Below are 13,660 nucleotides of genomic sequence, written 5' to 3'. Positions count from 1 at the left end.
GAGGTGCCCGAATGGTGATGGATATCCGCTTAGTTCGGATCGATGACCGATTGATCCATGGTCAGGTAGCGACAGTTTGGTCAAAAGCTACCGGGGTCGAACGTATTATTGTGGTCAGTGATGTCGTCGCCTATGATGATTTGCAAAAGTTTCTTTTAAAGCAAGCTGCACCGCCGGGAATCAAGTCAAATGTCGTTACAATTCGTAAGATGATTGATGTGTATCATGATCAGCTGTTTGATGGAATGAAAGTCATGTTGTTGTTTACTTCACCAAAAGATGTCTTGCGGGTGGTAAACGCAGGGATTGAGCTTTCAACGGTCAATGTAGGTGGCATGCGATTTTCAGAAGGTAAGAAGATGATCACCAATTTTATTTCGGTGGATGATGAAGATATCGCGGCTTTTTTACAACTAGCTGATCACGGAATCGAACTGGAGACCCGCAAAGTTCCCACCGATCGCAAAAATAATTTATTAGATGCGCTTGGGAAAGAACGCAAGATCCAATAATTTCAGGTTACAGGTTTTTTAGAACTTATTAATATTGATTACTGTAACGAAAATGAATAGGGAGGTATAAAGATGGTAGGAATTATCCTTGCAAGTCATGGAGAATTCGCAAAAGGTATTTTACAATCCGGCGCTATGATCTTCGGAGAACAAGAAAATGTCCAAGCCGTGACACTGATGCCAAGCGAAGGTCCTGATGACGTCAAAGCAAAAATGAAAGACGCGATCGCATCCTTTGAAAACCAAGATGAAGTCTTGTTCTTGGTCGACCTATGGGGAGGCACGCCGTTCAACCAAGCTAATAGTCTGTTTGAAGAGCATAAAGACAAATGGGCAATCGTAGCTGGCATGAACTTGCCGATGGTGATCGAAGCGTACGCATCACGTTTCTCAATGGAATCCGCACAAGAAATCGCGGCGCACATTTTAGAAACAGCAAAAGATGGGGTCAAGATCAAACCAGAAGAATTAGAACCGAAAGAGGTTGCTTCACAAGCTACTCAAGCGGCACCTGCAGGCGGGCGTCCTGGTAAATTTGATTATGTTTTAGCTCGAATCGATTCTCGTCTATTACACGGACAAGTTGCAACTGCATGGACAAAAACAACTGGTCCAACCCGTATTATTGTGGTTTCTGATGCAGTAGCGAAAGATGAACTTCGTAAAAAATTAATTCAACAGGCTGCTCCTCCAGGTGTGAAAGCCCACGTTGTACCGATCGACCAAATGATTAAGTTAGCAAAAGATGATCAACATTTTGGTGGACAACGTGCACTGTTATTGTTCGAAAATCCTGAAGATGTGTTGCGTGCAGTTGATGGTGGCGTTCCATTAGATACGATCAACGTAGGGTCCATGGCGCATTCACCAGGTAAAGTTCAACCGAATAAAGTATTGGCCTTCAGTCAAGAAGATATCGATACATTTAACAAGTTGAAGGAAAAAGGATTGAAATTTGATGTTCGGAAAGTACCAAATGATTCTAAAGGCGACATGAATGAGATCCTGAAAAAAGCACAAGATGAGTTAAATAGACAAAAATAAATATAGAAGAAAACGGAGGATTAAATATCATGGACTTAAATTTTATTCAAGTGATATTAGTCATTATCGTAGCATTCTTGGCTGGTATGGAAGGTATCTTGGATGAATTTCATTTTCATCAACCAGTTATTGCTTGTACGTTAATCGGCTTAGTAACAGGTAACTTAGTACCATGTTTGATCTTAGGTGGTACGCTTCAAATGATCGCTTTAGGTTGGGCAAATATCGGAGCTGCCGTAGCACCCGATGCTGCATTAGCTTCAGTCGCTTCAGCAATTATCTTAGTATTAGGTGGACAAGGTAGAGCTGGTGTTTCATCAGCTATCGCTATTGCCGTACCTTTAGCAGTTGCAGGATTACTATTAACAATCATTTGTCGTACGTTAGCAACTGGTATCGTTCATATCATGGATGGTGCTGCTAAAGAAGGTAATTTCCGTAAAGTTGAAATGTGGCATATTATTGCTATTTGTATGCAAGGTGTGCGGATCGCTATTCCAGCAGGTTTAATTCTAGCTGTTGGTGCTGGACCTGTACGTTCATTGCTAGAAGCAATGCCTACTTGGTTAACGGATGGTTTAGCAATCGGTGGGGGAATGGTCGTTGCCGTTGGTTATGCAATGGTTATCAACATGATGGCAACACGTGAAGTTTGGCCATTCTTTGCAATTGGTTTTGTATTAGCTACTGTAACAGAAATCACACTTATCGGTCTTGGTGCTATCGGTGTGTCACTTGCATTGATCTACTTGGCTCTATCTAAACAAGGTAGTGGTGGTTCAAGTAATGGCGGTGGCTCAAACACTGGAGACCCACTAGGCGATATCATCGATAACTATTAAGAAGGGAGAAAGCAAAAATGGAAAATAAAATTAAATTAACGAAAAAAGATCGTATTTCTATTTGGTGGCGTTCAACCTTCCTACAAGGTTCATGGAACTACGAGCGGATGCAAAACGGTGGTTGGGCATTCACATTGATTCCTGCAATCAAGAAATTATATAAAACCAAGGAAGATCGTTCAGCAGCATTGGAACGTCACTTAGAATTTTTTAATACACACCCATACGTGGCATCACCAATCATCGGAGTAACGTTAGCACTAGAAGAAGAACGTGCGAATGGCGCACCAATTGATGATGTAACGATTCAAGGGGTTAAAGTAGGTATGATGGGACCTTTAGCTGGTATCGGAGATCCAGTCTTCTGGTTTACAGTTAAACCAATCATTGGTGCTTTGGCTGCTTCATTAGCAATGAGTGGGAATATTTTAGGTCCAATTATCTACTTTATTGCTTGGAATGCTATTCGGATGGCATTTATGTGGTACACCCAAGAATTAGGATATAAAGCTGGTTCAAAAATTACTGATGATTTATCTGGTGGTTTATTGCAAGATATTACTAAAGGTGCCTCTATTCTAGGGATGTTCATATTAGGATCGCTGGTAAACCGTTGGGTAAGTGTCAAGTTCACACCAACTGTTTCGTCTGTTAAATTAGATAAAGGTGCTTATATTGACTGGAATAAGCTTCCTTCAGGTGCACAAGGAATTAAGAAAGCCTTAGAAGATCAGGCAGCTGGTTTATCATTAAGTGATCATAAAGTTACGACATTACAAGATAACTTAAATCAGTTGATTCCAGGATTAGCAGCATTACTATTGACTTTATTCTGTATGTGGTTATTGAAGAAAAAAGTTTCTCCAATCATCATTATCTTAGGTCTATTCGTAATTGGGGTAGTCTTCCACTTGATCGGATTGATGTAAGCTTTCGATGCACATTCTGGACGCATATTTTCGTTCAGGATGTGTTTTTTAATATGGTGTATTGTATGAAAAAAACGTATAATATCACTGATGAGAGAAAAGGAGTGGAATAATGGTTCAATCGTTAAATACAAAAGTGGACTTAGTAGTTAAAGCTAATTCGTATGCTGGTTTAACGGATTATGGAAAAATCATGATCGGTGATCGTGGCTTCGAATTTTACAATGAACGTGATGCACGAAAGTTTATTCAGATACCTTGGGAGGAAGTAGATTATGTTGTTGCTTCCGTAATGTTTAAAGGTAAGTGGATTCCTCGTTTTGCTATTCAGACTAAAAAAAATGGTACATATAGTTTTTCTTCAAAAGACCCTAAAAAAGTATTACGAGCGATTCGAAAATATGTTGATTCAAGTCACTTGGTTCGTTCGCTTAGCTTTGTGGATGTCATAAAACGTGGGATGAAATCAATTTTTATTCGTAGATGATCAACAAGAGGTTTCTTTAACATTAGTTGAAGGAGCTTTTTTTGCTATATTTAGATTCTAAAATTAAAAAATTTTTGTTATTCTTTTTTTCTAGTTGCATGTTGCGGCATTTTATTTTAGTGTAAGGTAAAGTTTGAATTTTCAGAAAAAGTGGAGGTGTTCCTGTGAATATATTCAGAAAAAAAGTGCTAGATACACAACAGAAAACGCAGATGAATCGGAATTTGAAATTATCTGATTTGATCTTACTGGGAATCGGGGCGATCATTGGAACCGGGATCTTTGTAATCACTGGTGTACCAAGTGCCAATAATGCTGGACCTGCTTTGTCATTATCATTTGTTTTATCTGCTTTCGTAGTTATCTTATCGGGTTTTTGTTTTGCTGAGTTTGCTTCACGGATTCCGATTATCGGCGGACCTTACGCCTATTTGTATGTCGTGTTTGGTGAATTTGCAGCATGGTTAGCTGGCTGGTTTTTACTGTGTGAATTTTTGCTGGCAGTTTCGTCGGTGGCTACTGGCTGGTCAGGGTATGTGCAAGGATTTTTAGGTAGTTTGGGCGTTCACCTACCGACTGCTTTGACCGGTGGATTTGATGCAGCAAAAGGAACATATATTGATTTGATCGCAGCGATTGTTGTCATCTTCATCACATTTTGGGTCAGCCAAGAAGCTAAAAAAGTGTTGATGCTAAATAATCTGATGGTTTGGGTCAAATTCGGGATCATCGCGCTATTTATCGCAGTGGGTGTTTTTTATGTCAAGCCGACCAACTGGCAGCCTTTTATGCCAAATGGATTTTCAAGTGTCTTTAAAGGTGCAGCGATCGTCTTCTTTGCCTTTTTAGGTTTTGATTCTGTTGCGATGGCAGCTGAAGAAGTCAAAAATCCGCAAAAAGACGTTCCGCGTGGGATCATTGGTTCGATCTTGATCGCAACGGTGCTCTATATCATCGTGACTTTGATTTCAACTGGAGTCGTACCTTTTGCGAAATTACAAGTAGCAGATCCGATGGCCTTTGTGATGCGTTACATCGGTCATGGCGTGATTGGTTCGATCATTTCAGTCGGTGCGATGCTAACGCTTTTGACAGTCACGATCTCCATGTTGTTTGCATTAGCTCGTTTGCTCTATGCAATCAGTAAAGATGGTTTGCTACCAGGTTTTATGGGAAAAGTTGATGCAAAGACGCGAGCACCTAAAAATGCGACCTTTGTAGCTGGTGCGATTGCGTTAGTTTTTGCGGCGGCGTTCCCATTACAAATTTTAGCTGAGTTGACTAATATCGTGGCGTTAGCTTATTTGATCTTGATGGCTGTTGGTATTTTGAAATTGCGGAAAGATCATGGCAAGCCGAAAAAAGGTGAATTTTCAGTTCCACTTGTACCAGTTTTGCCCATCCTATCAATCTTAGCTTGTCTATTTTTGATTGCTCAATTAAGCGGGATGACGTTTGTCGTTTTTGGGATTACGTTAGCGATCGGCCTAGCGATTTACTTTGGCTTTGGCTATCGACATAGTTTGTTGAATAAATAAATTGATTTTGGTAACGCTATGAGCTACTTAATGGAAGCTTGTTGCGTTACCATTTTTTTGTGGTTTCATAAAAAGAAAGGAGACTCGCTCGTAAGATAACGCGTTAAATTTAAAATCGTTATCAGTACGCTGTTTTGATCAAATTTTGTCACTAAATTAAACTGAAATTTAGTTTTGGCACAAAGTTTCGTGCCAAATGTCTATCTACTATTGTTTGAAAGTGCTTTCTAAAACCCCTACAATAAATGTGTAAAGAAAACGAATACAATTTATTAAAGGAGGAAATTACAATGGAAGCTGCTGGACAACAGAAAGCTGGAGTGAAAGCCCGTGTCCAACGTTTAGGTAGCCACTTAAGTGGAATGGTCATGCCGAATATCGGGGCCTTTATCGCTTGGGGGGTCATTACAGCCTTATTTATCGAGACAGGTTGGTTACCAAATAAAGAACTTGCGACGATGGTCGACCCAATGCTGAAATTTTTACTGCCATTATTGATTGGATATACTGGAGGAAGCATGGTTCACGGTCAACGGGGCGCGGTCGTCGGTGCGATTGCTACGATGGGTGTGATCGTTGGGTCTGATGTGCCAATGTTTATCGGCGCGATGATCATGGGGCCTTTAGGAGGCTGGTGTATCAAAAAATTTGATGACGCTTTCCAAAGTAAAATCAAAACTGGCTTTGAGATGTTAGTCAATAACTTCTCTGCAGGTCTGATCGGGTTTGCCTTAGCGATCCTTGGTTTTTTTGCGATCGGTCCAGTTGTTGTGACGTTGACACACGCGATGGCTAAAGCTGTTGAGGTCATCATCCACGCTCATTTATTACCAATTGCGAATATCTTTATTGAACCAGCGAAAATCTTGTTCTTGAACAATGCGATCAATCATGGGATCTTGACGCCATTAGGTGCTGATCAAGCTGCCTCAGCAGGCAAATCGATCCTCTTCTTATTGGAAGCCAACCCTGGTCCTGGTTTAGGATTGTTACTGGCTTATAGTTTGTTTGGTAAAGGTTCAGCGAAATCATCTGCACCTGGTGCGATTATTATCCAATTTCTAGGTGGGATCCATGAGATCTACTTCCCTTATGTCATGATGAAACCGTTACTATTCTTAGCTGTGATGGCTGGTGGGGTTTGTGGCACGTTTACTTTCCAACTATTAGGTGCTGGTCTGCAAGCTGCTGCTTCACCTGGGTCGATCTTCGCTGTTTTAGCGATGACGCCAAAAGGTAGTTATTTAGCAAATATTGCCGGAGTTTTAGTCGGTGCAGCTGCTTCCTTTATTGTCGCTTCGATTATTTTGAAAGCTGATAAAAGTGAAACTGAAGAAGATTTAGCTGCTAGTCAAGCTGCTATGCAAAGTGCGAAAGCTCAAAGTAAAGGTCAAGCGACGGCAACGGATGCAGCAAGTGCGGTGACTAGCCAAAATGAAAAGATGTTTGGGAAAGTCGACAAAATTATTTTTGCTTGTGATGCTGGGATGGGTTCTAGCGCAATGGGAGCTTCGATTTTACGCGACAAAGTCAAAAAAGCGGGTCTTTCGATTCCTGTTTCCAATTCAGCGATTAATAATTTAAGCGATGATGACAAGGCGCTGATCGTCACCCAAGAAGAATTACATGAACGGGCAACCCAAAAAGCACCCAATGCAACATTTGTTTCAGTGGAAAACTTTATGAATTCTCCTCACTATGATGAGATCGTTGAGCGGTTGAAAGAAGAACCCGCTGCTACAACGCCGAATACAACTACACCAAAAGCAGATGATGTAGCAGAAGGATTGGCTGATTATAGTAAAGTCGATCATGTGATCTTTGCTTATGATCAGACGAAAGGTTCCAGTGCGATGGGCGCGACAGTCTTGAAGAAGATCTTCAAACAAAAAGGTTTGACCTATCCGATCACGACTCAACCGATCAGTGAATTAAAAGATGAGACGACTGCGATGATCGTAACCAATGAAAAAGAAACGGTTCAAGCGGAACAAAAAGCGCCAAGTGCGGTCCATGTTTCAGTCGATGATGTCGTTACGACACCAAAGTACGATCAGATCACTGAAAAAATAAAAAACAAATAGTCTTTAGTAGTTTTTTTCTCAGCCGCGTATTAAGCTTAAAAGCAGTGAGTGATCACTGCTTTTAGCCTTTGAATGTTGGAGGGAACAGCGTGTATTTTTCAAATCGCGAAAAGAAAATTTTAAAACTATTATTGGATTATCCCAGTGGTATTACGATTGAAGAGTTGGAACAAGTGTTACACGTCAGCAAGCGGACGATTTACCGGGAGATCTCAAGTATTGAAAAAACGATCAAAGCTTTAGATGTCCAGATCATCAAACCAAGAAAAGCTGGGTATCGTTTGATCGGTGAAAAGTCAGCACTAGCAGCGTTAAAAACACAATTAGAAAAAAAGCAGGCGGCGGTCTTTGATACGATCCAACGACAAAGTGCGCTTGTCTGTAGCTTGTTACTCAGTGAGACGGAAATCACGATCGAAAGTCTGGCGATCGATTTTTTGGTGAGTCCGGCTACGATCACAACAGATCTGCAAGTGATCGAAACGAGCGTTGCTGATTACGAATTGACCCTGATACGTTTGAAAGGCCGTGGTATCAAAATCACCGGCAAAGAAAAAGCGAAGCGCCAGATCTTAGGGAATTTGATTTATAACGGGGTATCTGAATATGATTTTTTTCATTTCCTTGATCAGTTACGACCGGAAAACCTTACCCAAAAAAGTGGAAATTTTTTCTTGGATCGCTTGACGACGCGGAGTTTGTATTTAGCTAAAACGACACTTTATCACTTAGCAACTGATGCGTTTGATAAAGTGACCGATAATCAAATCCAACGTGTGATCGTTTTATTAGCACTTTCCATTGATCGGATTACTAGTCAGCATGGACTTGAAGCCAGCAGTTCAGCTGAACCAAATCCAGAGAGTATGCAAGTTGCAAGCCAGATCATGATCAAAGTCGCAACGGAACTTAAAACCGCAATCAATCGACAAGAAGTCCAATTTTTAGCACGACAATTGGAAGGGATCAACTACAAGAAAACGCAAAATATCTTTTTTGCTGATTTTGATGTGGAGCTATCTTATCAGATCAAAGAATTGATTCGGTTAGTCTCGGAAGATACAAAGACTGATTTTCGTAGTGATGAGCAGTTGTTTAATGATTTGTTAGCTCATATGTCAGCTGCTTTGAAACGTAATATCACGCCTTTGAAGGCCAGTAATCCACTGCTTGTTCAGATCAAAGAAAAATACCAGCTATTGACAAATGCAGTGACAAAAGAACTGACTACTGTCTTTCCTGAGCATGATTTTTCACTGGATGAACTAGGATATGTCGTGATCCACTTTGCGACTTCGCTAGAACGAACGCCCGTTGGCAAGACCTTTTCCGCTTTAGTTTTATGCTCGAGCGGGATTGGAACAGCTCGCATCTTAGAAAGCCGCTTAAAAAAGTATGTGCCTGAGTTGAAAAAGATTCGGGTTGCTAAGATCTCTGAGATGAATCAGTTAGATTTTAAACCGTATGACGTGATTTTAGCGACAGTGTTTTTACCTGGATTTCAGCTGCCGTATAAAGTTATCTCGCCGCTTTTATTAGAAGAGGAGATCACGGAGATCAGAGGGCAACTGCAGCGTTTGCAGCCAGCGATCAGAAAAGTCGTTGTCAAAGAAGAAAGTGAATCGTTTGAAGAGATCTATGAAATGATGCGAGTCGCAAATAATTTGTTGCAAAGCTTTGAAGTCCGATCCATCAAAGCTGATGACACGATCGAGACAACGCTTGCCCAAGTGATTGCCGCTTTACCAGAAACGATCACTAGCGAGCCAGCATTTGTAACGCGCAAAGTAATTGAACGCTATTTGGTCGCACCGATCGGGATCCCTAATAGCAACTTTGCTTTGTTTCACAGTTCAAATGAAAAAATCAAACAACCGTATTTTGCTATTTATGATCTAGATCGGACTTTTTTGATTCCGGGGATGGATAAAAAAAGTATCGAACTCAGTCGAGTCTTGCTCTTGTTGGCACCTGACCCGCTGCCGGAAAACCAAAAAGAGTTACTAGGAAAGATTTCTAGTTCGATCATTGAGAGTGATTTAAATACAGAAATTTATAAATTTGGCAATCAAGAGATCATTTACCAGCTATTGAGTTCATTGTTTGTCAAAGAGATTCGAGAAAGTTAAGTAATAAAGCACAAAAAGAAAACATGTGCAACCAGTATTATTTTAGGAGGAACTAGCATGGAATTACAGCCAGAAATGATTTTATTAGATCAATCATATGCTACAAAAGAAGATGCAATCAGAGCGTGCGGTAAGTTATTGGTGGATGCTGGTTGCGTCGAAGCCGGCTATGTTGATGCGATGATCGAACGAAACAAACTCGTTTCAACTTACATGGGGAATTTTATTGCGATCCCGCACGGTACGGATGAAGCGAAAAAATTTGTTAAAAAAAGTGGTATCTCCATTATCCAAGCGCCAGAAGGGGTTCAATTTGGAGCGGATGATACTGAAGACGTAGCCATGGTTTTATTTGGGATTGCTGGAATCGGGGATGAACATTTAGATATTTTACAAAAGATCGCAATCTTTTGTTCGGATGTCGATAATGTTGTGAAATTAGCAGACGCACAAACAAAAGCAGAGATCATTGAATATCTGCAGGAGGTAGAGTAAAAATGAAAGCAACACACTTTGGAGCAGGCAATATTGGCCGAGGATTTATCGGTGAGATTTTATTCAGCAATGATTTTTCGATTGATTTCGTTGATATCAATGAAACGATCATCAATGCTTTGAACGAACGAAAAGAATATACGATCGAGTTGGCTGATCCAGCTAAAAAACAAATTCAAGTTCAGCAAGTTGATGGGTTGAACAACCAAAAAGATCCGCAAGCAGTCGTCGATTCGATTGCGGAAACGGATATCGTAACAACGGCTATCGGGCCAAATATTTTACCTTTTATCGCGGAATTGATCGCTAAGGGGATTCAAAAGCGTCGTACTGCGGGCAATGAACACCCACTAGATGTCATTGCCTGTGAAAATATGATCGGCGGGAGCCAATTTTTATTTGGTGAAGTCAAAAAATATTTATCGGCAGCCGATCTTGCTTATGTAGAAAAATATATCGGGTTTCCAAACGCAGCCGTCGATCGCATCGTACCGATCCAACATCATACCGATCCGTTGTTTGTATCGGTAGAACCTTTCTGTGAATGGGTAATTGATGAGACTCAAAGTAAAAACAAATCGCTTCATTTAAAAGGGGTGGAATATGTACCCGATTTAGAACCTTATATCGAACGGAAATTATTTTCAGTCAATACGGGGCATGCCACCGTTGCTTATACCGGAGCGTATAAAGGTTATCAAACGATTGATGAAGCGATCAGTGACGCCAGTGTTTTGCAACAATTAAAAGCAGTTTTAAGTGAAACTGGTGGCTTATTAATCAAAAAATGGGATTTCGATCCTGCGACGCACCAAGCGTATATTGATAAAATCGTTGGTCGCTTTGAAAATCCTTATATCTCAGATGCAATCACTCGGGTGGCTCGGACACCGATCCGTAAGTTAGGCTACGACGAACGTTTTATTCGTCCAATCCGCGAAGCGAAGGCTCGCAACTTAGCGTATGATCATTTGGTTGAAGTGGTCGCGATGATTTTAAAATATGATGATCCAAACGATGAACAAAGCCAAGAATTACAAAGTATGTTAAAAGAAAAATCCGTTGAAGTAGTAGTCAAAGAAGTGACTGGCGTCAATGATGAAGCATTGATCGCAGAGATTTTAGCTGCGTATCAAAAATTAAATTAATTATTAGCGATTGCGGTGCTACGGAAAAAAGTAGCATCGCTTTTTTGGTCTAGACAGTTATTGCAAAAAAACTTCATTCATGCTATCATTGGTGTATACCAAATGAAGATAAAAGGAGCGTTTCGTGATGGATGTAATTCGCGTAAAAAATGACGTTGAAGGCGGCAAAAAAGCTTTTGAATTGATTAAAGCAGGAATGGAAAATGATATTAAAGTTTTAGGTTTAGCTACGGGAAGCACACCCGAAACGTTATATCAAGAAATGACCGGGAGTAATTTAGATTTTTCTGCATTAACTTCAGTCAACTTGGATGAATACGTGGGATTAGATGGCTCAGATGAACAAAGCTATCGCTATTTCATGAACGATCGCCTGTTCAACCAAAAACCTTTCAAAGAAACTTTCGTCCCAAATGGGAAAGCGCAAGATCTTGAAGCTGAATGCAAACGGTACGACCAAGTCATCGCGGATCATCCGATTGATATCCAAATTTTAGGGATCGGTCGTAATGGCCACATTGGGTTCAACGAGCCAGGCACAAGTTTTGATGTGACGACTCACGTAGTCGAACTAACAGAATCAACGATCGAAGCGAACAAACGCTATTTTGATAAAGTAGAAGACGTACCAACACATGCACTATCGATGGGGATCGGCTCGATCATGCAAAGTAAAAAAATCGTATTGATGGCATATGGTGAAAGTAAAGCTGATGCGATCAAAGGGATGCTAGATGGTCCAGTGACCGAAGAATTACCAGCGAGCGTTTTACAAAATCATCCGAACGTTACAGTGATCATCGACGAAGCTGCTGCTAGCAAATTATAAAATCAGTTATAGAAGTTTTTGGAGTGAGGCAATCTGCCTGACTCCTTTTTTGTTAATGACAAAGGTCGTGGTTTTACTGGGCGGGAGCAACGCGTTTATGGCATAATAAAATTGAGGTGAAATGAATGCGTTTAGATAAATTCTTAGCCGAAGCCGGGCTAGGCAGCCGTAAAGAAGTTAAAAAAATACTCAAAACGGGAACAGTTACCATTAATGGGCAAAGGGAAAAAAGTGATAAGCGACAAGTTGATCCAACTACTGATGTGATCAAGTGGCAAGGTGAACCTTTGCACTATCAGGAATTTTATTATTATGTGTTGAATAAACCAGCTGGTGTCATTTCGGCGACAGAAGATAAACGAGACCGGACAGTGATGGATTTATTGGCGGCCGATGATTTTCGTAGCGATTTATTTCCAGTGGGACGCTTAGATAAAGACACGGAAGGTTTATTGCTGCTCACTAATGATGGCAAGTTAGCTCATGAATTATTAGCGCCAAAAAAACACGTGGAAAAAGAGTATTATGCAAAGGTCAACGGTGTGATGACGGTAACGGATGTAAAAACATTTGAAAAAGGGATCACGCTGGATGGTGAAAAGACACGACCTGCCCAGCTAATGATCGAAGCAGTTGATGAGCAGCAGCAGACTTCAATTGTGCGAATCGTATTACACGAAGGCAAATTTCACCAAGTTAAACGAATGGTCAAAGCGTGTGGCAAAGAAGTCGCTTACTTAAAACGGATTCGAATGGGACAATTACAGCTACCGGCTGACTTGGCGTTAGGCGCTTATCGCCAAGTAACGCCAGTTGAATTGCGTCAACTACAAGGTTAACTTTCTGAAAATCAGCTGATTAATGCTATACTATTTTTGAGGTGATAGGGGATGGACGTAGAATTAACATTACAAGAGATCATGATTCGTTTAGTTTTAGCAATGATCATGGGCGGCGCGATCGGGATCGAGCGGGAATATCGCAATCGACCGGCTGGAATCAGGACGCACATTTTAGTCTGTATGGGGGCAACGATCATTGCATTGATCCAAGTGGAGATCGCAAGTTCAGCACTGCGAGACGCGTTGCAATATCCAAAATTGATGGGCGTCATTCGTTCTGATGAAGCGCGGTTGATCGCCCAAGTTGTCAGTGGTGTCGGTTTTCTAGGTGCAGGAACGATCATCGTGACAAATCGTTCTGTTAAAGGTTTGACAACGGCAGCTTCGATTTGGGCAGGTGCCGGTTTGGGCCTTGCGATCGGCATGGGGTATTACAAGATCGCAATCTCCAGTTTTGTCGGAGTGATGTTGGCATTGACAGTGGTGAAAAAAATTATCAAAGTCCATGCAATCAAAAAAATTGAGATTCAATATATTCACCGGGCTGAGACAAAAGAATTTATCATGAATTATTTTGAGAGCAAGGGGATCGAAGTGGAAGATGTAGATTTCAACGTTGATTTCATGGAAGACTACCGAGTCTACACTAATATTTATACGATCGACTTGCCGAAGAAAATGGATTACACCGATGTGATCGAAGACTTATCAATGTATCGTAATATCACCAAATTACGTTTGATCAATGTTTAATTGATTGAAACGCCAAAAACGCGCTGCC

13 protein-coding genes are annotated in these 13,660 nt (G+C 40.9%); all 13 read left to right on the top strand.

The window, feature by feature from the left end:
- Positions 1 to 11: 11 nt before the first annotated feature.
- Complete coding sequence (locus GVJ38_RS00630) at positions 12 to 512, top strand: PTS system mannose/fructose/N-acetylgalactosamine-transporter subunit IIB (RefSeq protein ID WP_159721231.1); 501 nt, start codon at positions 12 to 14, stop codon at positions 510 to 512.
- 72 nt (positions 513 to 584) lie between these two features.
- A complete protein-coding gene (locus GVJ38_RS00625) occupies positions 585 to 1,556 on the top strand; it encodes a mannose/fructose/sorbose PTS transporter subunit IIA (RefSeq protein WP_159721230.1) in 972 nt (323 codons plus the stop codon).
- A 29-nt stretch (positions 1,557 to 1,585) separates the two neighbouring features.
- On the top strand, positions 1,586 to 2,398 hold the full coding sequence (locus tag GVJ38_RS00620; RefSeq protein ID WP_159721229.1) for a PTS mannose/fructose/sorbose transporter subunit IIC: 813 nt from the start codon (positions 1,586 to 1,588) through the stop codon (positions 2,396 to 2,398).
- A 17-nt stretch (positions 2,399 to 2,415) separates the two neighbouring features.
- Entirely contained in the window at positions 2,416 to 3,327 is a 912-nt protein-coding gene (locus GVJ38_RS00615; protein WP_159721228.1) for a PTS system mannose/fructose/sorbose family transporter subunit IID, read from the top strand.
- 112 nt (positions 3,328 to 3,439) lie between these two features.
- Positions 3,440 to 3,814 carry a DUF956 family protein gene (locus GVJ38_RS00610; RefSeq protein WP_159721227.1) on the top strand — a complete coding sequence of 125 codons (375 nt, stop codon included), beginning with the start codon at positions 3,440 to 3,442 and terminating at the stop codon, positions 3,812 to 3,814.
- A gap of 164 nt (positions 3,815 to 3,978) precedes the next feature.
- On the top strand, positions 3,979 to 5,352 hold the full coding sequence (locus GVJ38_RS00605) for an amino acid permease (RefSeq protein WP_159721226.1): 1,374 nt from the start codon (positions 3,979 to 3,981) through the stop codon (positions 5,350 to 5,352).
- A 290-nt stretch (positions 5,353 to 5,642) separates the two neighbouring features.
- A complete protein-coding gene (locus GVJ38_RS00600; protein ID WP_159721225.1) occupies positions 5,643 to 7,436 on the top strand; it encodes a PTS mannitol-specific transporter subunit IIBC in 1,794 nt (597 codons plus the stop codon).
- Between the two features lie 89 nt (positions 7,437 to 7,525).
- On the top strand, positions 7,526 to 9,565 hold the full coding sequence (locus GVJ38_RS00595) for a BglG family transcription antiterminator (protein ID WP_159721224.1): 2,040 nt from the start codon (positions 7,526 to 7,528) through the stop codon (positions 9,563 to 9,565).
- Between the two features lie 57 nt (positions 9,566 to 9,622).
- Entirely contained in the window at positions 9,623 to 10,060 is a 438-nt protein-coding gene (locus tag GVJ38_RS00590; RefSeq protein WP_159721223.1) for a PTS sugar transporter subunit IIA, read from the top strand.
- A gap of 2 nt (positions 10,061 to 10,062) precedes the next feature.
- Positions 10,063 to 11,208, top strand: coding sequence for a mannitol-1-phosphate 5-dehydrogenase (locus GVJ38_RS00585; protein WP_159721222.1), 1,146 nt, complete (start codon positions 10,063 to 10,065; stop codon positions 11,206 to 11,208).
- 127 nt (positions 11,209 to 11,335) lie between these two features.
- The gene (nagB, locus tag GVJ38_RS00580) at positions 11,336 to 12,037 is read left to right on the top strand and encodes a glucosamine-6-phosphate deaminase (protein ID WP_159721221.1); all 702 of its coding nucleotides are present in this window, start codon (positions 11,336 to 11,338) and stop codon (positions 12,035 to 12,037) included.
- 125 nt (positions 12,038 to 12,162) lie between these two features.
- On the top strand, positions 12,163 to 12,876 hold the full coding sequence (locus GVJ38_RS00575; RefSeq protein ID WP_159721220.1) for a pseudouridine synthase: 714 nt from the start codon (positions 12,163 to 12,165) through the stop codon (positions 12,874 to 12,876).
- Between the two features lie 51 nt (positions 12,877 to 12,927).
- Positions 12,928 to 13,632, top strand: coding sequence for an MgtC/SapB family protein (locus GVJ38_RS00570; RefSeq protein WP_159721219.1), 705 nt, complete (start codon positions 12,928 to 12,930; stop codon positions 13,630 to 13,632).
- The last annotated feature ends 28 nt before the right edge of the window (positions 13,633 to 13,660 follow it).

The sequence above is a fragment of the Enterococcus sp. CSURQ0835 genome (assembly GCF_902706605.1).
In the GTDB taxonomy this organism is placed as follows: Bacteria; Bacillota; Bacilli; order Lactobacillales; family Enterococcaceae; genus Enterococcus_A.
This window is presented reverse-complemented; position numbering and strand designations above follow the sequence as displayed.